We start from the raw sequence: 22505 nt of genomic DNA, 5'->3' as shown, positions 1-22505 counted from the left end.
CGCTGAAATAAGCGGTATTAGTAGGGGGACACAAATGATTACAGTAAGTAACGTTAGTTTGCGTTTCGCAGATCGCAAATTATTTGACTCCTCTATAAAACCTATATAAATCCAGTTATAACAACCCTTAGTTTGCGGTTCTGCTTTATTGAATCGTAAACTGGGGGTTTTTTAATGGTTAAAAAAAGTAAAACGAAAAGAAATTTCAGATTGTCTATGGAAGAATTAGATGTTCTCGGAGAATTGGAAGCAGCTGAGGAATATATCGAGAGTTGGGAGGAGGCTTTTGAACTTTTTCACAAAGCGGGCATTTTAAAAGGATTGAGGGAAGCGACTTTATTTCACTATCAAGCCCAATTGAAATCACTTTTAAGGTCATTACCTGTTGGAATTAAGCCATACGAGGTAACGAAAGAACATATAGAGGATGCTATTGTATTCTGTAAAGTAAAAAGAAATTTGCAGCCATCAACAATCAACATTGTAATAAGGGCAAATAAAACATTTTTTAAATTTCTATTTGAGAACAAACACATCCCCATAAATCCAATAAAAGATATTAAAAAATTAAGAACTCGTACAAAAGAGGTTGAAGTTCTTACGCCAAAACAGCTTAAAACTTTACTTTCTAAGGTAGATAAAAAGACCTGGAATGGTATTAGAGATTATGCCATTTTATTAGTTTTAATAGAGACAGGATTAAGGCAAAATGAAATATTGAACCTTAGTGTATTAGATGTAGTATGGGAACAAGATTTACTATTAGTGAAACATACTAAAACTTATCATCAAAGAAAAGTGCCGATTACAGATAATACCAAAAACGCACTAAAGCGATGGTTACTGATAAGGGGGGAGGTGTATACAAAAAGATTGTTTTGTGGAATATCTGGAAATGCTTTAACAAATAGTGGATTAAGACAAATGATTTATAAGTATGCCAAATTAGCAAACATTCAATCTAGGTGTAGTCCTCATATTTTTAGACATACATTTGCATCCATATATTTAAGGAACGGTGGAGATTTATTTTCACTACAACAAATAATGGGTCATAGCGATATTACGATGACAAGGAGATACACGCATTTTATGTTTGACGATATAACAGAGTTACATAAAAAATACAGTCCATTAAGGAAATTAAGAGATTAATTAAAAAGAAAAAAGTCCCCAGCGCCAACTGGAGACTCAAAACATTCACATATAACTAAATAACCGATGATACCATCATTCAGTACCTTCATTCTATCGAAAAAATTCGAAGGGTGCAAGGCTTAGTTTCTTATTGTCTTTTTTAGGTGCTGATGCGGTAGTAAGTCGAAAAAGCGGAAGCCGTACCGCTATAAAAACGTAAAAGGGTAGCTAGACCGCCGCAACCACTAGCGCTATACAATCAACGCATATCATTCCCCGTGCGTCGTATAGGTCTAGCCGATTGCGGGCATTGTACGGCAAGGGTGGAAATACGTTGTTACTACGGTAACAGGGTGTATCGAAAGATTTACGCACTATGGGACGTTTTGTAGTGTAGAAAGTCGATATTACGAGAAATCGTAAAGGACGGGGAATGCGTTACTACGATACACTACAAGCGATCCGACGCTAGTAAAAACGCCTTACTCTTATTTTGCACAGAAACTACGAAATTATAACGAAGTTTAAACGCTTCGTTATTTTTTTTATCTATGCGAATAGGGGTGAAAACTGCGCCCAACTCAACCTAGCTTCGCTCACCTCGGCTAGTAGTCGTCCACCGATTGTCAATAGCATAAATTCGGTTTTTAACGCCACTAGCGGAAGTTAGCTGAATATCGGAGGAAAACACAGGCGCTATAAGGAGTGGAGGACCTACGCATGGAAAACAGGCTTACTATAAGACAATATGCGAAAAAAGATGAGGATATAAACGCAACATTAAACAGAATAGCGCTACTAGCGGAAAAAGAAGTGGAAGAATGTTACACTGGAATATGTGATAATAAGTATGTAGAGAAAATTGAAGCGCATTACATACCGTTAATAGAACGATTAGCCAACGATAACTGGCATGATATAAACAACGAAGTACACTTTATAGACGATTGCTTTCGTAGAATAAGATATACGATTAGAACGTTTGATATAGATCGGGGGGATTTTGACAGTCGAGTTAAATGGTTATTGTATCAGAGTATACGACAGTATTGCGGAAATAGAGGGAAGAAACGGGATGCTTTAACGATGATTGGGGATATTAGTGCATTGGAATCGTTGAGGGAATGCATAGATAATACGGAAGACAAAGCGATCTATAATGTAAGTACATACAAAGAGATATACGCAAAGCTATGCGAGAAAGAAGCAGATATTTTGGTATTGGATGCAATGATCTATGTGGCAGAGAATTACGATAAAGTTTCAGAGAGATCGGTTTCCCGATTGTTATCTGAAAGGACTGGAAGATCGTTTGATTCTGCTAGAGGTGCGGTGAGAGGATTTAAGCAGAGAATACGCAAAAGGAATATTAGAAAGGGGGATATTGCATGAAGATAAAAATTAAAATAAAAAAGGGGCGGAAACCTTCTGCAATTCTGTTAATAGTTGCGTTCGTACTTTTGATAGTTACGAAGATAATAGGGAACGTCATTATAGGAGGACTGGCGGTAGTGTTTGCAATGGCGGTAGCTGCATCGATTGTTACTGCTAGGGTTGGTGAGTTTATTAGTAAAAGGAAAGAAGAAGAGGACGTATAAAGGTTCGATTTAATAAAAATCGTGGGGGAATACTACATAAAGGGCAATATCGAAGTACGTTACGTATGTGAAGTTGAGTGCCCTTTATGAAATCTACTATTAATATATAATGAAGTTAACATAGATTGATTAATATGCATTAAACAACACTGGGGGAATTACTATGAAGTCATTGAAGAAAGTAGTTTTATTAGGGGTGGCTACAACGTCAATCTTTAGCGCTTGCTCTACGAAAGAACAAGCAAACTACGAGCCGTATAAGAAACACGACTCTGTTGAAACCGAGAAAGGAGAAGAGGGAACGGCCAACCCGACTAAGGTCGAAAAGGTTGACGAAGAACCTGCGAAGGACGCGAAGCCACAACAAGTGGAGGAATCAACGAAGGAAGATTCGGAGATTAACGACAGACGTCCATATTATAAAGATGCGAATAATGATGCACCAACCGTGTCAATAGAACAGTATGACGGCATCAAGATCGGAATGTCTGCGAACAAAGTCAAAGAGATAGCGGGAACGCCTAGATTCATCGAGAAATATAAGTCGTTCTCTATCTACGGATATCTAGGGCATGGTGGAGAAGGTTCGATGACTATAACGTTTAATCCTGATGGAAGTGTAACGAAGAAAGCGCAAGACGGTCTTAGAAATACTGCGGTTAAAGATGCGAAAGCTAGCGAAGACCGTGCAACAGGTAATCCTAAACCTGCTACGAAATCTAGTACTAAAATTCCAAACGATTATTGCGGACATGGACACGATGAAACGAAGGAACTAGCGCACGGCTGCGACAAGATTATTGATGAAGAAGCGCACCAAAGGCATCTGCGACAACAGGAAGAGGAATACGGCAAACTGAAAGAGGCACAACAACGCGAAGAAGAGGCAAACCGCAAGTATGATGAAAACGGCACGGTACTTTTAGATGATGGTACACCAGCGCTAACAGAGGCGGAAAAGGCGAGAATCCTGCGTCAAGAAAAACGATGGAATACGCCTAGCGGTGGCATTGGCGCTACTTGGCAAGATGAAATGAAGGAAATGGAAGAGAAGGAAGGTGCGCATTAAGGTTCGATTCAGTAAAGAAGTCGGAGGGATTGTACTATGAAATTTAGCACGAAGTCATTTAAGAAATTATTTTTATTAGGTACGGTTTCCGTATTGATTTTTGGCGTGGTCGGGTGCGGTAATGATTCTATAAAGAATACTGAAAGCGATACAAAGGACAATGCGAAACAAGTAACGAGGACCGATGCACAAAAGAACGATGAATTAAAAGAGAAGGTCAAAGCTGATGCTGATAAGGTAGCGGAGGAGAAGGGAGAGAAAAGCAAAGAAACTAACGACAATACACCGTACTATAAAGAAACGAATGACGACGGGATTCCTGTTTATATGGAAGAGTACGAGAAAATAGGGGTTGGAATGCCTGCGAATAAGGTGAAAGAACTAATTGGAAAACCTAGCGATATTGAAAAATATAAATCTTATTCGCTATATCGTTACGGAGGCTGGGATAGCGAAGGTGCAATGGTTGTTTACTTCGATACAAACGGCACTGTTACGAAAAAGGAGCAAAAGGGGCTTCGTTATCAGCCAGACGATTTTGAACGTAATTATGGCGTTAAGCGTGAAGATGTACAAGCAACAAGTAAGAAGGCTGAGCGCGAAGTCTCCGAAGAAGAGCAACGCAAAGAAATCAAACAAGACGACTATTCACCGTATAACACAGATGTCAATGAGCAATCGCATTTAGTTTCGCTAGATATGTTCGAATCTATAAAGGTTGGAATGACAGCCGACCAAGTAACGGAGATCGTCGGAACATCTCCGCGTACCATAGAAGACTATAAGAAAGAAATTGTATTCGGCTATACAGGTAACGGAAACGGAGCTGAGTCTTATATGTTACTCACGTTCGATTTGAATTATAAGCTTATTAAGAAGGACGCGAAAGGACTCGTATATCCAGCGGTTAAATCGCATGATTGAGATCGTACGCTAATTACATATTAAGGTCTGTACCTATGAAAAAACGGAAAGACAAGCGCTAAGGTGAGCGCATCCTTCCGTTTCACGAAAAATCCGTTCTTATTGAGAGAGCACATGAATAGGGCTTGTGACAGCACGCTCTATTTCTTCCCGTATTATAGCATTTCTTTTTGGTATTCGCGACATGACGATTCTTAAACCCAATTACCGCAGTTGTCGAATTCGTATCCCCATTGGATCGCCTGACACAAACGCCCTACCTACGTTAGTTTGTAGCGCTAATTTTTCGTTAATATGCGCAGTTTTAGCGCCTGTACTCGCTTTCTCTTTGATATTTAGCAGTTGTGTACGTACTTCCTTCGCAAATAAAAAAAGAGCGCCATTTATGCGCCCTGTTCCTCTTATTTAATTTAAAGAATCAATAGGTTTATGATGGAACTCAAATCCATATCCAGATTCTCCTAATTGTTCACTTACAATGTTATAAAACTTTTTCCCATAAAAACTAGGTTCATTCTGCGAATACACTTGTATAATGAATTGTGTTCTTCCTATTGTACTTGGAACTTTTTCATAGATTTCATCACTTTCAATGAATCCTAAATATGTATTGATTTTGTCTTGTAGAAGTAAAATGTGCTCATCGTCAAGTTCTTCGCTTTTATTCCACTCTAAAGCATCAAAGATTATTAGGTACACATTATCTTTATTATCCTCGTCTATTAAAACTAAATCGACTTGATCCGTATCATGTAATGCCATATAAAAGCCTCCTTATTCTTCTTTTCTTATTACATTTATTTTCGTTGGTGGAATCTCTTCTAAATGTTCAAATGGTGGTTTGTTCCTACTTTTAACAATTGCACCTGATTCCGCAATTTCGGGGAAGGCTTTTTTCTGATTTTTAGTAAGGGGTGCAGTAGGTGACGATTTTAACTCCACTAAGTCAATCTTACCATTTGCGTCCTTGCCTCCTATATCTATACGAGTGCGTACGCCCGATTTTGTTTGTACGGTTATTTGTTCATTCAATTCAGATTTAGGTTTTTGTTGTTTTATAACCTCGAACATTTTTGTTTCGTATTCTTTACCTGCTAAGCTATTAGCTTTTAAAGTTTTCCGTTGTTTTTCTAGTGTGGCTGCTGCATCTATTGCATTGGAAACTTTTTTGGCGCCTTTGACTACTTTTATTCCCTTACCAACAGGAGTAAGACCCGCAAAAACCATGACACCAGCACCAGTGCGTTCCCACCACGAAAGTTTTTCGCCAGTGTCGGGGTCAACACCTTCTATAACGCGTCGTACATCATATTCACCCGATAACTCGCCCGCTAGGTCTCTAGTAACTTTCTCTAAACTTTCACCATCTTTTTTCGAAGAAGGTGTATTAATTGCATCCCTGCCTTTTTCTGAAGAAGCCGCAGTATTTGTTATCTCGCCTTTGATTAGATTGCCTTCGTATTCAGCATCCGCCGTGCGGAATTTTTCCGCAGCTCTTTCTAGTTCGTCAGCTATTTTATCGAATTCCGTTAAAACAGTGAACATTTTCGGCTTAGCTTCGTTAAACATTTGATAGAAATGTTGACTGGTTGCCCCTATCCAGTTTGCAGATATATATTCGGTTTGGTTATATAAGTCGTTATGTATTTGTTCTAAGATGTACCGTACGTCCTTTACTGTCTTGGCTGCTTGCTCTAAACGTTCAGGTGTTACCTTTATTTGTACCATACCATCCCTTCTTTTCTTAATATTTTCACAAGGAAATTATACCATATTCACACATTGGTTAGTTATGGTAAAGGGACGCACCGCTGATGCATAAACTCATAGCTAGTGATACGTGGCGGAGTGTAGCGAAATGAAGAGTTATCTATTGATTTAGCCGCAATACTAATCGTAGAAGTGTATTCGTTTATGTAAAAATGTAGTCGAATGTAGCGGAATGAATTGAAATGTAAACTACTCGATAATTTAACGGAAATTAGCCGAAGCCCTTGCGAGAGTAACCGCCACACGCATGTAAATGAACGAAAAAAGTTGACGAGAGGTTACGTATACAGGAATTATCCGATGGATATACGTATGGATTACGGTAGATTAACGTTGAGTTATCGCCTTTATACTAGCTGGAAAGGTCGAGAGGAAGAACGATCTCAAAAACCAGGGGGGCGCAACGGACACGTTTTACGATAAATAAAAAGACCGACCAAAAGCGGCCGATCCTTCACGCATTATAATACAAATTCGTTTAAACTGTTTTCGATTTCTTCCGACGTTATTCCGATATATGTCAATGTGATCTGCGGGTGTGAGTGATTTAGAATCGCTTGTAGTTTCGCAACATCCTTCGTTTGTTTGTAAAACCAATAGCCGAACGTTTTTCTCATCGTGTGAGTTCCGATGCTTTCTACTTCTGCGAATTCAGCGGCTTTTTGTAACTGTCGATATGCCTGCGTTGTCGTGATCGGCTTATCACCTTTTCTTGACGGAAATAACCATTCACTATCGTTAGCCTTCGCATAGGCTTGTACTTCTTCGTATATGTTTAATAGATTAACTTCACGGACTTTTTTTGTTTTTCCCTCTGAAACCTTTACGATCTTTCTACGAATAACGTCCGATGTTTTCAACTTCAAAAGATCTCCGACACGTAATCCCGTATTAATACCGATAAGGAATAATATGTAATCTCTTTCAGAACAATGACGTTTCAAAGCCCACTTCATATCCTCTATTTGTTCTTTACTGCGGATCGGCTGCACGTCCTTAAGTTGATTCATGTTATTTCCTCCTATTATAAACCTAATATTTATGCGGTTTTGAATGTACGTTTTTTTAATGTGTTTATATAATATCACCGAAATGTGTACACGTCAACGATAACAATGAAATGAATGTACGTTTTTATCTATTTTCATACATTGGAACTTAAAACTGAAATCCACATACAATGCTATGAGCATTTACAACATAGTTTTGGTCAAAACCACGGCGATTGCTGTGGTTTTTCTTATTGACGAAACTGAAAGTAAACTTCTATGTAAATTCATACATTCGACCAGGACCGCAACTTATACGAAGATAGGCCCGTATATATCTGCGCAATATCTATCACCAGGCCGTACGCTCATACGTAACCAGGGCGGCCATACCTATCGCAACCAGGCCCGTATATCCTGGCGTATATCCCCGACATATAACAGGGCACTATACAAGGCCGTGTATAGGTTACACGGTACGTCGTATATACTTCGAATACTATTGCGTTGCTAAACGTTTAGAAAGCATTGTCGAAGAGATATGAAAGCCTATCGGATATCTGTCGCAGTCTATCATATATAAGTAGCGTGACTTATGTCTGTATGCTATCGTGTCGGCTGCTGCTGCAATGTATCATGTCATCGATCATCGTGAGTAGCTGCGATCTTTCTTTGATCGTTCTTCTTTCTTTCTTCTTATTTAAATTATGTGAGCGAAAAGAATTATTATTTCGTTTGTTTGTTTGATCGAAGTCAATCGAAGATCGTTCGAAGTTAGTTGCGCTCTTTCTTTCCTATTAAAAATAATCGTTGATCAATCGAAGTCGAATCGAATTGCAATCGAATTGAATCGTAATTGATTTCGTTTAATTAAATTCATTGTTTATTTTCGTTGTTAATTCTGCGATGAAAAGTCATCTTCGTTTCGTTGTCGCAGTCGAATCGAATTGAATCAGCATCGAAGCAAGCGAACAAGCCAGGCCGATCCCAAAAAGAAAATTTTCCCGTGACCTCCAGCCCGCCAGGCGAAATCAAGTGCAGCTGCTGCTAGAACAAGCGCGTTCACATTTCGAAGTCGGGGTGTGAAGTCTAGCCGCAGTTGTATCGAAAATCCTCGCGTTGCAACCTTCATTATGAAGGGGACAAAATCGAAGATCCTTCCCTTATCCTTCGAAATCCTATCGACTTTCCTTCGCTTATCATGCGTATATCGATTTAAAGTCGTCTGTCGTCCTTTCTGTGCATCTTTAGCGTTTCTTTATGATTTGTATTAGATCGATAGTTAACGTGCAGCATCGTACAACGTCGTACGCCATTTTCGCATTCCTGGCGATTTATTATCGAAAAAGTAACGTGAATTTATATTGGTTTACCCAGTGCGGCCGAAATCCGCTATTTTGTTGATCATATAAAAATTTCTGCGCAGATTTTTTAAATTCGGGGCGTATTTTATTAACCCAGGTTCGGAAAAAGCCGCGCCTATGTTTTTGTAAGCGAGAAGAAGCCGACAAGAAACGCAAAATAAATTGTATGGACGCAGCCCAAAACGTATAGGTGAGAGCGTCTATGTTAAAAGGCGGGCCGACGGCGATTATTTATATAAGAAGATCTTCGCTATTAATCAATAACCTTACCTGCGTAGAGTGAGAGTATTCTTTTTATACTCGAAACTCAAATGAATAGATAATGCTTTATAAATAATGGTTTATATAATGCTTTATTACGTAATCGGAAAAGTACAACACTAAGCATCGGAAAACTACTAGGTAGCATTCGAAAAAATACTAGGTAGCATTCGAAAAGATCCCAGGTTCGGAAAGATAAGCCTACTCACATATATAACAGGAGGAAAAAATGATGCAGATCAACGAAACCAGCCAGCAAGAAGAAAAGAAAGATCCAAAAAGAAAGGAATTAATTTCAGCAAAAGAAGTATTCAAGGAGCACGGCCAGCAGCCCGAATATAACAAGGAAGATTTTAACGACGGGGTTAGATACATCCGTACACCAGCGGATCTAAAGCATTACATGTTTATGTCTGACTACGGCGTGAAAGAGTCCACATTGTGGCTATATTTCGTAATTGTCGATAGATATAACGATTTATACGGCTATGCATTCCCGACTCAAAGCCAGCTAGCATTCGAAATGGGACGGAAGCCAAATGCAATTAAACAAAACTTGCGTGTACTCGAAAACGTCGGACTGCTTAAAACGGAAAGCCGCGGCAAGGGCTTCGCCAACGTGTACAAGCCACTAGTACCGATGAAACTCGAACGAATGTTAGAACTTTTCCCAGCTGCGAAAAAGAAATATGAGAAATTGCGGGATGATTTAAAGATATACGATAAAACGAATCTTGATCGAATGCCCGAACATATGCAGCAGCGCCGAGAAACATCATTAAAAGAAATTAAAGAACTTAAAGAAAAAGCGGAAACGACGGAAACGGCCGATGAACCTGGCGAAGTTTCGTTCTAATCGCCTTAGACTTCTATCAATATACGTTTTTCCGCTTTCCACAAAATAAAAATAAATAATTCGAAAAGGTGGCCCGAAAATATGGAGCAAAACACGGCGCAAGATTCCATATATATCGAAATACCGCAACCAAAAGAGCGGCCAAAAGCGAAATACAAAGCGAAGAAGCCACGAAAGCGGTCGAAGCAACCGAAAACCAAACAAAAATTACTGCGATACTTGTTCGAATATGGCCTGGAAAAGGCAGAAGAGACGACGAAACCGAAGCAGCAGCGCAGTAAAGTCGAAAAAAGGCCGATCACTATCGAATTCAATGGCGGCCAGGATCTCGACAACTGGAATTATACGAAAAATACAAAACTATAAAACATATGGAGGAACTCAAATGAACACAAATACAAAAGCAGACGTAAATGCAAATATCATCTATGAAAAGGAACTACGAGAAGAGATCGGAAAGCATCAAGATAGAGCGTTCGATATTATCAACAAAGTAGGCGGTTTAATGTTGCTAGATAACGAGAGCTTCGCGCCACTTAACGAGGTTGCAAGATTTTACAACGTAACTAGAGAAACAATTCATATGCTTATCAGATATAACAAACGGGAATTTCAAAAAACAGGAATTAAAGTCGCATCGGGTAGAGAGATTCTTGGTTTAGTCAATAAGAACTTCTTAATGACTAACATTGAACACACGAAAGGATATAAATTAGTCACCATCGGCGAACGGTCGGCAAAAATAGCGAACGGGCAAAACACACTGCTTACAAAAGATTCAGTGATTCGTGTCGGGATGCTAATTCGGGATTCGGAAGTTGCACGTGAGTTCCGCAACCAGGCAACAAAGATTCTAAATAGAACCGATGTTAATACGATCGTAGAAGTTAGGGACGAGCAACTGCGTCAGAAAGCGGAATTGTACGATAAAATGACCGACGGTGTGCCGAAAATGGCGCAAGAATCGTTACTAACTACGATCGAACACTATCAAGCTACGATCAAAGAGTTAGAACGAAGAGCCGAACAAGAGTTACAAGAAGAAAAGCAAAAAACGCAAGATGCGAAGGCAGCACGGAAGAAAGCCGAAGAAAATACGAAGCTATTCCAGCAGCTAGCAACCGAAACTGGCGAAAAACTCGAAGATATAGTAAAAGATTTAGAAAAATCGCGTAGAAAGTCGGATCTATTTGATCGTTATATCGATAGTGGTTTAAATATGACAATGCAAGAATTCTGCAAACAATATCTGAACGACTTAAAAACGAAATCGTTTATTGCTTGGTTACAAGCGGACGGGATTTTATACGAAAACAGAAACACAAACGGAGTGTATCGAACTAGAAAAGGTTTTGAACACTGGATTATTAACGTACCTGTTAAACAATACAACGATGTAATGAAACGTACGTTAATGATTACACCGAGGGGATCTATTAAGTTAGCCCAAAAATACGTAGGTGATCCACGATTGAGCGAATCATGGATAGAGTTCGGAAACTAATCGGAAAGGATGACGAAGAAAATGCTAGTAGACAGGATTTCTACCCGTTCATATACCGTAGAACAGGCGAGTTTATAAAAATATCGTAAAAAGTTACTATGTGACACGCTGTCACGCAGTACATATACAGACCGCAACAAGATGCAACCTTCATTATGAAGGGGACAAAATCACAGGCGCAGAAGCTGCGGACCGTGTGAAAACGAAAAGAAGACGGAACGAAAGCGGAGATCAAGAGCGGTAAAAATGGCGCTCATTGCAGCCAATACAAGAAAAACATAAAAAAATATAGAAATATGCGTACTTCGTGGAAATTCGATAGGGGTTGGCCGTACATATGTATCGAAGAGAAAGAGCCGTCTTTCTTTTCTGGATCTGTTTTCTTTCTTTTTCATATGAGAGGGGAGGTTTTCCAGCCTTCCCGATTTCCCAAAAATACATAAATCATTTTTTTGGATCGGTGACGCTGCACGGATCAGCGTCGCTGGATCTCTTTTTATAGGACATGAATTTTATAGAAAGGTGGCCCGATCAATTTAATATAAATCACTTAGCGGACGAAAATCCGCAAAATAAAAAATAGAAATCGATGTAACTATATTGAAGTTATAGGGTATTTCTCTTTGAATCAAAATTCTTCGAACAAATTTTGAGCAATCAAAGCGCCTTGTATGTCGGCCGTGACGCCTACACGGAATCACATACGCAAGTAATACTGATTTTTGCGAACCTGCTGCAAAGTGGATTTCGTAGAAAATTCGTAAGTTATCGAAATACGTCAATGTGGAGCGGTAGCGAACTAGGAGGGGTGAAACCCTCCGAAACTTTTATTTATAAATACGATACACCGAAAATGTAATGATACGCATATAAAACGATACATACGAAAGGAAGCGATACAATGCACGATAAAAAATATCATCTGACAGGCGATAAACTGCGATTAATAAGAGTATTCGCTAACATAAATCAAAAACAACTGGCGGAATTACTAGGGATCGAAAAACGATCGATATCAACCTGGGAAAACGGAAGATACAACCCAACTGCGGAAAGTGCCGCGAAGGTTGTCGGCTTCGTTGGTGAGCGAAATTTTCAGCGTATAGAGGCAATCTTGTACGATCTGGATAATGTGGAAATGATGGACGAACTACGAACAAAAGTTAATAACAAACTATAAAAACTATAAACCATACGGGGGAAGTCAAATGAAAAACAATACAAGAGAACTATTGAATCAAGCACGCGAGATCCAAAATTCACTAAGCGGGGAAATGTTAGCAATGGCGAACTATTTCCGCGATACAAAAACGAAGCTAAACAAAGACGGCTTGTTATCAAGTAAAGGCGTTCTAGAAGAAGAAGCGGGCCTAAAAAGAAAAATGGAAGTTGCTGCAATGGTAACGATCGGCGAAAAGCACAAGGAATATAAAGAAGCATTAAGCAAGGCGAAGAAATTGGCCCAGGCGGAATTGTTGCGAGAAGTCCCAGCAGTTGACGCACAAACGCAAGCATTATTTAATGCAGACCTTATCCAACTTCGCGGAAATATCATGTTTGGCACGACACCAGATCGATCAGCGGCGCACCTGGCGAAATTAGTGGAAAGGGCGTCAGTACATCCGAACCTAGCGAAACAAGTGCAGGAAGAATACTTGCAACTAGGCGCAGCGATCGCACAACGTGCAGGGAATACCGAACAAGGTATGAAAATGCGACTTGACTTGTTAAACGGACATAACAAGCTAAACGAGGCGACGAAGGCGGACGGATACTTAGAGGCGCAACGAAGTCTGGCGGATATTTCCGATATGGAAAAAGCGCAATTTGTTAACCATGCGAAATATGACCAGGTATTCAGTGAGATCAGCGGCGATACGATCTTAAAGCAATTCGCAAATGATAGCGAAAGATATTTCGATGCGCATCGCGAAAGAGTGCTAGCCGTACAAATGCAGCATTCTGACATGCAAGGCGTGGCGATCACTGAATGATATTAATATATTTGTGTCACGTGCTGGCGGTGGCGGCTTTTATCGCTGCTGCTGCGCTGGGCCATACAGAACAAAACTGCACAAAGTCAAAACATGCGATCAAAAAACGAAAACGAAAACGAAAACGAAAACGAAAACAGAAACGAAAACAAATAACTGGAAAAAGGAAGCGAGATAATGAAAACAATACATGAAATCCACCTAGAAGAGATCGACGAATTACACGAAATCGAGCAATCAGAGCAACGACTATACATGAAGAGACAAGCGCGACTAAAAGCACAAGAAACTGCGGAAAGAGAAGAGATTGACGAATTCAGCAGACTACAAGAGGAAAAGGCGAAGGTTTTGGCGCACCATATTCACCGACTTAATAGTGAAGGCGCGGAAACGATTCGTATAATTGCAGTGTAATAACGAAGTTTGGCGAGATCCTAGCGGGTTTCGCCTCTTTTTTTGTATGCAAATGGTAGCAATTCTTGTGATTATATTGCTAGGTGTTTAGCGTATTAAATTATTAATGGATTTTAGAGGAGATTTTTAAATAATTCTTTAAAAAAAGTAATAAAACAACTTATATCATAATTATAAGTTGTAATGATAAGCATGTTCTAGTAGAATTGTTTACAGATGAAAATAAAGGAATCGTAAATTACGGATTTCTGTTAAAATTGGAGAAGGGTTGAGAAACCCTAGGTATTAGTAGGAGGACACAAATGATTACAGTAAGTAACGTTAGTTTGCGTTTCGCAGATCGCAAATTATTTGAAGATGTTAACATAAAATTCACGCCAGGTAATTGCTACGGTTTAATTGGAGCAAACGGTGCTGGTAAATCAACATTTCTAAAGATTTTATCTGGAGAAATTGACCAATCAACAGGTGACATACATATTACGCCAGGTGAGCGTCTAGCAGTATTAAAACAGAATCACTTCGAATATGAAGAGTTCCCTGCACTAGAAACAGTAATGATGGGTCACACACGTCTTTATAAAGTAATGCAAGAGAAAAATGCAATTTACATGAAAGAAGACTTTAGTGATGAAGATGGCATGCGTGCTGCAGAACTTGAAGGTGAGTTCGCTGAGCTAAACGGTTGGGAAGCTGAGTCAGAAGCTGCAATCCTTCTAAAAGGATTAGGTATTGGTGAAGATATTCATGATAAAAAGATGTCTGAATTAACAGGGGCAGAGAAAGTAAAAGTATTACTTGCTCAAGCTTTATTCGGTCAACCTGACATTCTATTACTAGATGAGCCTACCAACCATTTGGACTTAAAAGCGATTCAATGGTTAGAAAACTTCTTAATGAACTTTGAAAATACAGTTATCGTTGTATCCCATGACCGTCACTTCTTAAATAAAGTATGTACGCACATGGCTGACCTTGATTTCGGTAAAATTCAATTATACGTTGGTAACTATGACTTCTGGTATGAATCAAGCCAATTAGCATTAAAACTAACGCAAGATTCTAACAAGAAAAAAGAAGAAAAAGTAAAAGAGTTACAAAACTTTATTGCACGCTTTAGCTCAAATGCATCTAAAGCGAAACAGGCAACTTCTCGTAAAAAATTGTTAGATAAAATTACATTAGATGATATTAGACCATCATCACGTCGTTATCCGTTCGTTGGTTTCACACCAGAACGTGAAGTAGGAAATGACCTATTAACAGTTGAAGGTATTTCGAAAACGATTGATGGCGAAAAAATATTAGATAATGTGAACTTCACTTTAAATAAAGGTGATAAAGTTGCATTTATCGGACGTAACGATATTGCGATGACAACATTATTTAAAATTCTTATGGGTGAAATGGAGCCAGATAGCGGTTCATTCAAATGGGGTGTAACAACATCTCAAGCTCATTTCCCAAGAGATAACTCTGAGTACTTCGAGAACAGTGATTACACTTTAATTGATTGGTTACGTCAGTTCTCTCCACAAGATGAATCAGAAAGTTTCTTACGTGGTTTCTTAGGCCGTATGCTATTCTCTGGTGAAGAAGTAAAGAAAAACGTTTCTGTTTTATCTGGAGGAGAAAAAGTTCGCTGTATGTTATCTAAAATGATGTTAAGCGGTGCAAACGTATTAACACTTGATGATCCGACGAACCATTTAGACCTTGAGTCTATTACAGCATTAAACAACGGTTTAATCACATTTAAAGGAACATTACTATTCACTTCTCATGACCATCAGTTCGTACAAACAATTGCAAACCGTATTATCGAAGTAACGCCAAACGGTGTAGTTGATAAGGTAGCAACGTATGATGAGTTCTTAGAAAGTCAAGAACTTCAAAAACAAGTTGATGCAATGTACAAAGGTCAATAATAAATGATTAAAACCCTCGCTTTCTTTTATGAGAGCGGGGGTTTTTTAAGTAAACAAATATTCGTTTTAATATAAAGTGGGGGGAGGATTAAAATGAATAATTATTCAAAAATAACATTAGCGATGGTAAGAAATTTTTGAAGCGTGGATAAACCCTGAAATGATGAAGAAATGGTTTTTTACATTGGAAGGGACGGATAAAGTAACGGGAAATACTCCTGAAGTAGGAGGGAGTTGGGAAATTATTGATCATCGTGGCGGAAAAGATTATCGAGCAATTGGGGAATATATCGAAATGAATCGTCCTAAAAAAATTAGTATTTACATTAAAAACGCCGCAGTTTAGTGAATTATTAGATAAAATCACAGTTGAAATAAAAGAGAAACAACAAAGATTTAAAATGATATTTTCACAAAATATAATCGTTGCTCATGAAGAAGATTGGACAAAATATGATATTGAAAAAGCTTTAAAGGGGTGTCATGCTGGCTCTGAGCATGGTTGGAATGTAATATTCATGGGACTGAAAGAATTGGTTAAAAGAAGAGGGAATAGCTACAAAGGATGATAAACGGTAGTCGAAAAAGTGTAGTTTGAGCAAATTGCCCAAACTACACTTTTTATTTTATGAAATTGGGTAGTTTACATGAATGTACCAAAATTGGAGATAGGTTAGTTTGCAAATGAGGAAATAAAGGATTATAGTTTGTGGAGTCATAATTAGTGGATGAGCCTTGGGAGAAAACAGGAAATGTTACAAATGTATTTTGTTAAATAGAAACCAAGGTCAAAATGTTTAAAAAGAAATAGTTGAATAAATAAAAGCTACAAATTATAATTACTAATATTCTTCATATAGTTAAACAAATAAAATCTATTTGAAGAAGAAAAATTGAATAGAGAGACAGACTTATATAAAATAAGCCTTGGATGATCAAAAGAGGTGGAGAGATGCAACAATTTTTATTGAAGAGTAAACGAGTATTAAGTAATCATTTTGGATTTTTCGTATTTGCCGTTATTTTACTTTGGTTAAAAACATATGCCGCATATGTGACAGAATTTAATTTAGGGATATCGAACACAATCCAAAAGTTCTTACTGTTTTTCAACCCGTTAAGCTCAGCGGTTCTATTTTTAGGGCTCGCACTATTCGCAAAAGGGAAACGAGCTTACATTTGGTTAATTATTATTAATTTGCTAATGTCTATACTTTTATACGCAAACGTAGTATATTATCGCTTTTTCAGCGACTTTATTACGTTCCCGACATTAACACAATCGAATAACTTTGGAGATTTAGGTGGTAGTATTTTTGCATTGCTACACTTATATGATCCACTATATTTCTTAGATACAATCATTTTAATTGTTTTAGTCGCAACGAAATTTGTAAATCCTAAACCAATCCGTGTTGCGAAGCATAAATTATCTCTAGTATTTGTAGCAGGTATTTTATTATTTAGCGTTAACTTAGGTCTGGCAGAATCTGACCGTCCTGAATTGTTAACAAGAACATTTGACCGCAATTATATCGTGAAATATTTAGGGGCGTACAACTTTACGATTTATGATGGTATTCAAAGTGCGAAAGCATCAACAGAACGAGCATTAGCGGATGGAGATAATATGACAGAAGTTAGAAACTATCTTTCATCAACTTATGCAAGTCCAAACCCTGAGTATTTCGGTAAAGGAAAAGGAATGAACGTAATTTATATTCATTTAGAGTCATTCCAAAACTTTTTACTAAACTACAAGCTAAATGGTCAAGAGGTTACACCATTCTTAAACTCATTTACAAAAGATGCGAATACGTTATACTTTGATAACTTCTTCCATCAAACAGGACAGGGGAAAACATCTGATGCGGAGTTCATGTTAGAGAACTCAATGTTTGGATTACCACAAGGATCTGTTTTTACAAATAAAGCTCATAACACGTATCAATCAGCACCGGCTATTTTAGGACAACAAGGATACACATCAGCAGTGTTCCACGGTAACTACAAAACATTCTGGAACCGTGATGAAATTTATAAATCATTTGGTTTTAATAAATTCTTTGATGCGTCATACTACGATATGAATGAAAAAGATGTAGTAAACTATGGCTTAAAAGATAAACCGTTCTTTAATGAATCAATTCCGTTATTACAAACGTTGAAACAACCGTTCTATACGAAGTTCATTACGTTATCGAACCATTTCCCTTATCCGATTGATAAAGCGGAAGCAACGATTGAACCAGCTAAAACAGGTGATTCATCAGTAGATACGTACTTCCAAACAGCACGCTATTTAGATGAATCTGTAAAAGGATTCATTGATTACTTGAAACAATCTGGTCTATACGATAACTCAATTATCGTTATGTACGGTGATCATTACGGTATTTCAGATAATCATAGTGCAGCAATGTCTCAAATAATGGGTAAAGAAATGAACGCATTTGAAAATGCTCAATTACAACGTGTACCATTAATCATTCGCGTACCAGGAATGGAAGGCGGCGTACAACATCAATACGGCGGAGAAATTGACGTTCTTCCAACGTTATTACACTTACTAGGTACAGATACGAAAAATTATGTCCAATTCGGATCAGATTTATTATCACCAGAGCATAAACAAGTTGTTCCGTTCCGTAACGGTAACTACGTAAGCCCAACAGTTACTGCACTTAACGGCAAATACTATGATACAGCGACTGGGAAACCTGTAGAATTTACAGATGAAATAAAACAAAATGAGCAAATGGTTCAAAAATCACTAAAATACTCCGACCAAGTTGTTAACGGTGACTTATTACGATTCTACACACCAGAAGGATTTACACCGGTAGAACCTTCTAAATATAACTATAACAATCGTGATAAAGATAAAACGAAGGTGAAGACGACTGAAGACGGGGAAACGAAATAAATAATAAAAAATCCTACTCGTATAGAAAACGAGTAGGATTTTTTGTTTTAAGATTTACTTTCGGATTTTTGGAGTGCTACTTTTTTAGGCATAAAACATGCAATAATCAAAGCTACAAAGGATAAGACTAACATAAATACGTAGGCATCACTTGAGCTGAAGATAGAAGCTAATTTCGTTACTTGCATAGTTGATATGCTTCCGTTCTCACTAGATAACTGTGAAGTATGTGAAGTGGATTGAATTGTATACACAGTGATAATGACTGCTGTTCCTATAGCACCTGCTAATTGACGTACGGTATTATTCACTGCTTTACCATGTGAACCCAGTTCTCTTGGTAAAGCGTTTAAACCTGCTGTATTTAAAGGCATCGAAATGAAACTTAGTCCAATGCGTAGAATAATGGTACGAACCATTAAATACATATAAGTGGTGGATTCGGTCAAATCAATTACACCCCACATCGATATAATGATACATATTAAACCTATAATAAAGAGTGGTTTTGCCCCATATTTATCAAACATTTTACCCGTGATAGGTGATAAGAATGCATTAATTACAGCTCCAGGTAATAGAAGTAAACCTGATTCAAAAGCAGTAAAACCTCGTCCGTTTTGCAAGTAAATCGGTAAAAGAATTAAATCAGCATACATAATCATCGTAATGAGTACGTTAATGACTGATGTAAGAGTGAAAATTTTATACTTAAATACGGATAAATTTAATAGTGGATCGCTAGACTTTATTTGACGTAAACAGAATAGGGTTGTAACAATTATTCCGATGATAATTGTAGTAATAACAACTGGATGATCCCATCCTTTACTTCCTGCACTACTAAATCCGAATATAATACAACCAAAGCCAATCGTTGATAAAATGACACTTACGATATCTAATTTTGCTTTTGTTGTCTCAGCAACATTCATTAAATATTTTAGCGCGAGAATAATAACGATTAATACAAATGGAGCGAATCCAATAAATAACCATCTCCATGATACATATTCAATAATAAAGCCAGATAATGTTGGAGCGATGGCTGGCGCAAAAATTATGGCGAAACCGATGGTTCCCATAATACTTCCACGTTTTTCACTAGGGTATAAATATAAAATAACTGTCATCATTAGTGGCATAATAATTCCTGCTCCAACTGCTTGAATCATTCTTCCTGTTAACAAAATGCCAAAATTCATGGCGCATGCACAAAGAACAGTCCCGATAAACAAAGAGAGCATCGAGCAAATAAACAGTTGCCTTGTTGTAAATCGTTTCATTAAAAATGCAGTAATTGGCACTAGAACGCCATTTATGAGCATAAAGCCTGTTGATAGCCATTGTACGGTTGCAGCTGTAACATCAAATACTTCCATTAAATTACTCATCGCTACATTTAATAGCGTCTGATTTAATGTTGATAAAAAACAACCGGAAATGAGCACAATTAATATAATTTTTTTATTTCTTTCTGATATTTCCTTTTGCATTGGTAAACTCCTTCATTGTTGTCTTGATTTATCGACATTGTGTCGATAAAATTAATGGTAACAAAATAAATTTTCTTTGACCATGAACAGTTTTGTTGAAAATGTTCACTACTCGACATAGAAGGTATGCACTGTCGAGTAAGTAAAGAGAAAATCTATAAAGGAGTTTCAAAATGTCTACACCTAAAAAAGAAGATCCTCGTACAGTTCGTTCAAGAGAAATGTTTAAAAATGCTGTTTTTTCTCTCCTATGTGAGAATCCTAGTATTTCAAGTTTAACGGTTCAGAAAGTCGCAACAAAAGCAGGATTAAACCGAACAACCTTTTACTTACATTATCAAGATATTCAAGATTTACTAGACCAAATCACGAATGAGATTTCAAATGAACTTTCAAATAAAATAGCTGATTTAATACATGCAAAAGATTTATCAGAAAAACAAAAGCTAACACAATTACTTGATTATTTATATATCCATCGAAATTATTTATTTATATTATTTAAAATGAATCAATTTGAGGAGCAACTATTTTTATTTTTAAAAGAGTTAATAGAAACGAGAAGAGAGAATACGAAAAAGGATTTGCCTGATGATTATGTTGCGGTTGATATTAAAACAGCTTCATTGGTAGGTATTATCATGTGGTGGATAAGGAATGGACTTCACTTTAGTTCAGATTATATCGCAAATCAAATTTATTTTATGTATAAAGGGTAATAAATGCAAACAATTTATCCGTATTAAAAAAAGATTAAAATAACCTAGTATAATTTAAAGTATCGGGATTAATAAAAATTTATAAAACAAAAGATCCAGAGATAGAAGGGGGATATGCATGAATTTTCAAAATGAAAAAATATCATTACATTTAGAGGTTGTAAATTACCAATATAAAGATGCAAAAGACGAGTGTGATAGAAATTGGTTAAGAGTAAAAGCGAAACTATCAGAAGAAAATAAAGTTTTTGAAACGATGGATCCTTTTTTACAAACATACGATTTACAGTACATGATAAAATGGTTTGAATCTTTACCAAACCCTACATATAACGAACTAGATTTCATAGAACCAAATTTAGCGTTTGAATTTATGGGGGGAAAAGCAGGGGAGTTTAACATTGTTATTCGCTTATCGCTGGAACTTAACCCCACATGGTGTAAGGAAGAAGAATACGAATTTTCTATCGGTATAACTCAAGAGGATAGGGAGAATATTATTCGTTCTATTGAAGAGCAACAAAGGAAATTTCCAAAACGATAATAAAAAGACTTGATAACCTACTAGAGGGAATCAAGTCTTTTTATTACATACGATTATCATGCCAGAAGTTTAATGGGAAGTGTTCGTTCTCATTATAGGCTTCTAATTCATATCCTCTTTCTTTCAGCCCTTTAATAATACCAGGTACTGCTTTAACTGATTGTGGATGAATATCATGCATTAGAATAACTTCTGTTGGGTTTGTAGCACCATGTAGAACGTTTTCTACGATTTTAGCAGATGCAGCGTCTACTTGCATTTTGTTGTATTTCCAGTCTAATGAATCAATTGTCCAATCCCAAACTTTTAAACCATTTTCAACAACTTTGTTGCGAAGAGCTTCATTTAACCCTGGCATTGAGCCGTAAGATGGACGAGTTAATACTGGAGATTTTCCTAGAACGCCAGCGATTAAGCCTTGGTCTTCTTTCATTTCATCAACGTAATGACCTTCTGTGTAAAGTTTCTTGTAGTTATGAGTCATACTGTGCATCCCAACATAGTGGCCTTCAGCATCTTCACGTTTTACAAGATCAGGGAAAGCTTTTACGTTTGAACCAATTAGGAAGAATGTTGCTTTTGCATTTTCACTCTTTAACATATCTAAAAGCTCAGCTGTGTATTTTCCAGGACCATCGTCAAATGTTAAGTAAGCGACTTTTCTAACTTGCCCGTTATAGTGCTTTGGAGCTTCTTTCGGAGCAAGGGACGTTTGAATTTCACTTACAAGTTGAACAGATTTCGCTTCATCCTCTGTACTTGCTAGAGCGATATGTGTTGATTCGTAAGCAGCTTCGTATGTAAATAATACCCCAGCGCAAATCAACAGAGCCCTTTTCACTAAAGTTGTCATCCGAATTCCATTGTGCATAATTTTCCTACTCTCTTTAAAAGTTCTACTCTACTATATTAGCAATTTTAGAGGGGGAAATGCAAAAAAACTTTTTTACAAGCGCAAAAAAGTTTGTTAAAAAGTATGTAAGATTTCACTGTTTTGCAGGTTTGAAAAAAT

The 22505-nt window shown here is 37.4% G+C and carries 24 protein-coding genes; 19 read left to right on the top strand and 5 right to left on the bottom strand.

The genetic code is table 11. The annotated features are described in order from the left end of the window. Positions 1-174 precede the first annotated feature (174 nt). The 5 genes from QCI77_RS14710 (at position 175) to QCI77_RS14690 (ending at position 4728) form a co-directional block, all read left to right on the top strand. Positions 175-1155 (top strand): tyrosine-type recombinase/integrase, encoded by a 981-nt coding sequence (locus QCI77_RS14710; protein WP_353825129.1) that lies wholly within the window; start codon positions 175-177, stop codon positions 1153-1155. A 702-nt stretch (positions 1156-1857) separates the two neighbouring features. Next, complete coding sequence (locus QCI77_RS14705; RefSeq protein ID WP_353825128.1) at positions 1858-2529, top strand: hypothetical protein; 672 nt, start codon at positions 1858-1860, stop codon at positions 2527-2529. Further along, on the top strand, positions 2526-2735 hold the full coding sequence (locus QCI77_RS14700; protein ID WP_070143568.1) for a hypothetical protein: 210 nt from the start codon (positions 2526-2528) through the stop codon (positions 2733-2735). Before QCI77_RS14705 ends, QCI77_RS14700 begins: the two co-directional genes overlap by 4 nt. Positions 2736-2898: 163 nt before the next feature. Continuing rightward, positions 2899-3804, top strand: a complete 906-nt coding sequence (locus QCI77_RS14695) for a hypothetical protein (RefSeq protein ID WP_353825127.1) — start codon at positions 2899-2901, stop codon at positions 3802-3804. A gap of 36 nt (positions 3805-3840) precedes the next feature. Further along, positions 3841-4728 carry a hypothetical protein gene (locus QCI77_RS14690; protein ID WP_353825126.1) on the top strand — a complete coding sequence of 296 codons (888 nt, stop codon included), beginning with the start codon at positions 3841-3843 and terminating at the stop codon, positions 4726-4728. A gap of 405 nt (positions 4729-5133) precedes the next feature. Here QCI77_RS14690 and QCI77_RS14685 read toward each other — a convergent pair whose 3' ends face one another. The 3 genes from QCI77_RS14685 to QCI77_RS14675 form a co-directional block, all read right to left on the bottom strand. Further along, complete coding sequence (locus QCI77_RS14685) at positions 5134-5490, bottom strand: DUF6572 domain-containing protein (protein ID WP_353825125.1); 357 nt, start codon at positions 5488-5490, stop codon at positions 5134-5136. Between the two features lie 12 nt (positions 5491-5502). Then, entirely contained in the window at positions 5503-6456 is a 954-nt protein-coding gene (locus QCI77_RS14680) for a WXG100 family type VII secretion target (RefSeq protein ID WP_353825124.1), read from the bottom strand. Positions 6457-6959: 503 nt separating this feature from the next. Further along, positions 6960-7508, bottom strand: a complete 549-nt coding sequence (locus QCI77_RS14675; protein ID WP_353825123.1) for a tyrosine-type recombinase/integrase — start codon at positions 7506-7508, stop codon at positions 6960-6962. A 1836-nt stretch (positions 7509-9344) separates the two neighbouring features. Here QCI77_RS14675 and QCI77_RS14670 point away from each other — a divergent pair. The 12 genes from QCI77_RS14670 to ltaS all read left to right on the top strand — a co-directional run bounded on the left by QCI77_RS14670 (position 9345) and on the right by ltaS (position 18734). Beyond that, complete coding sequence (locus QCI77_RS14670; RefSeq protein ID WP_353825122.1) at positions 9345-9968, top strand: helix-turn-helix domain-containing protein; 624 nt, start codon at positions 9345-9347, stop codon at positions 9966-9968. An 81-nt stretch (positions 9969-10049) separates the two neighbouring features. Continuing rightward, positions 10050-10334, top strand: coding sequence for a hypothetical protein (locus QCI77_RS14665; RefSeq protein ID WP_353825121.1), 285 nt, complete (start codon positions 10050-10052; stop codon positions 10332-10334). Between the two features lie 19 nt (positions 10335-10353). Beyond that, positions 10354-11472: a phage antirepressor KilAC domain-containing protein gene (locus tag QCI77_RS14660; RefSeq protein WP_353825120.1), complete on the top strand. Its 1119-nt coding sequence runs from the start codon at positions 10354-10356 to the stop codon at positions 11470-11472. 100 nt (positions 11473-11572) lie between these two features. Further along, positions 11573-11716 (top strand): hypothetical protein, encoded by a 144-nt coding sequence (locus QCI77_RS14655; RefSeq protein WP_353825119.1) that lies wholly within the window; start codon positions 11573-11575, stop codon positions 11714-11716. A gap of 657 nt (positions 11717-12373) precedes the next feature. Then, the gene (locus QCI77_RS14650; RefSeq protein ID WP_353825118.1) at positions 12374-12652 is read left to right on the top strand and encodes a helix-turn-helix transcriptional regulator; all 279 of its coding nucleotides are present in this window, start codon (positions 12374-12376) and stop codon (positions 12650-12652) included. Between the two features lie 28 nt (positions 12653-12680). Beyond that, positions 12681-13466, top strand: coding sequence for a hypothetical protein (locus tag QCI77_RS14645; protein ID WP_353825117.1), 786 nt, complete (start codon positions 12681-12683; stop codon positions 13464-13466). After that, positions 13463-13660 (top strand): hypothetical protein, encoded by a 198-nt coding sequence (locus QCI77_RS14640; protein WP_353825116.1) that lies wholly within the window; start codon positions 13463-13465, stop codon positions 13658-13660. The genes QCI77_RS14645 and QCI77_RS14640 overlap by 4 nt, the downstream gene beginning before the upstream one ends. 61 nt (positions 13661-13721) lie before the next feature. Next, a complete protein-coding gene (locus QCI77_RS14635; RefSeq protein ID WP_353825115.1) occupies positions 13722-13880 on the top strand; it encodes a hypothetical protein in 159 nt (52 codons plus the stop codon). A 302-nt stretch (positions 13881-14182) separates the two neighbouring features. Next, positions 14183-15808, top strand: coding sequence for an ABC-F family ATP-binding cassette domain-containing protein (locus tag QCI77_RS14630; protein ID WP_002032778.1), 1626 nt, complete (start codon positions 14183-14185; stop codon positions 15806-15808). 160 nt (positions 15809-15968) lie between these two features. Then, positions 15969-16154 carry an SRPBCC family protein gene (locus QCI77_RS14625; protein WP_002142226.1) on the top strand — a complete coding sequence of 62 codons (186 nt, stop codon included), beginning with the start codon at positions 15969-15971 and terminating at the stop codon, positions 16152-16154. Positions 16155-16209: 55 nt separating this feature from the next. Continuing rightward, positions 16210-16377 carry an ATPase gene (locus QCI77_RS14620; protein WP_088035389.1) on the top strand — a complete coding sequence of 56 codons (168 nt, stop codon included), beginning with the start codon at positions 16210-16212 and terminating at the stop codon, positions 16375-16377. Between the two features lie 383 nt (positions 16378-16760). Further along, on the top strand, positions 16761-18734 hold the full coding sequence (gene ltaS / locus QCI77_RS14615; protein WP_002165580.1) for a lipoteichoic acid synthase: 1974 nt from the start codon (positions 16761-16763) through the stop codon (positions 18732-18734). A gap of 47 nt (positions 18735-18781) precedes the next feature. Here the strand turns inward: ltaS and QCI77_RS14610 are convergent, their stop codons facing one another. Next, complete coding sequence (locus QCI77_RS14610; protein ID WP_353825114.1) at positions 18782-20230, bottom strand: DHA2 family efflux MFS transporter permease subunit; 1449 nt, start codon at positions 20228-20230, stop codon at positions 18782-18784. A gap of 173 nt (positions 20231-20403) precedes the next feature. Here QCI77_RS14610 and QCI77_RS14605 point away from each other — a divergent pair, with 173 nt between their 5' ends. Both QCI77_RS14605 and QCI77_RS14600 read left to right on the top strand, forming a co-directional pair. Further along, the gene (locus QCI77_RS14605) at positions 20404-20949 is read left to right on the top strand and encodes a TetR/AcrR family transcriptional regulator (RefSeq protein WP_002013396.1); all 546 of its coding nucleotides are present in this window, start codon (positions 20404-20406) and stop codon (positions 20947-20949) included. Between the two features lie 118 nt (positions 20950-21067). Continuing rightward, positions 21068-21493 (top strand): WapI family immunity protein, encoded by a 426-nt coding sequence (locus QCI77_RS14600; protein ID WP_002189939.1) that lies wholly within the window; start codon positions 21068-21070, stop codon positions 21491-21493. 43 nt (positions 21494-21536) lie between these two features. Here the strand turns inward: QCI77_RS14600 and QCI77_RS14595 are convergent, their stop codons facing one another. Continuing rightward, on the bottom strand, positions 21537-22364 hold the full coding sequence (locus tag QCI77_RS14595; protein ID WP_353825113.1) for a peptidoglycan-N-acetylglucosamine deacetylase: 828 nt from the start codon (positions 22362-22364) through the stop codon (positions 21537-21539). Positions 22365-22505: the final 141 nt, after the last annotated feature.

The sequence above is a fragment of the Bacillus cereus group sp. MG9 genome, assembly GCF_040459995.1.
GTDB classification, from domain to species: domain Bacteria; phylum Bacillota; class Bacilli; order Bacillales; family Bacillaceae_G; genus Bacillus_A; species Bacillus_A mycoides.
The sequence above is the reverse complement of the archived record's forward strand: the minus strand, read 5'-3'. Positions and strand labels throughout refer to the sequence as shown.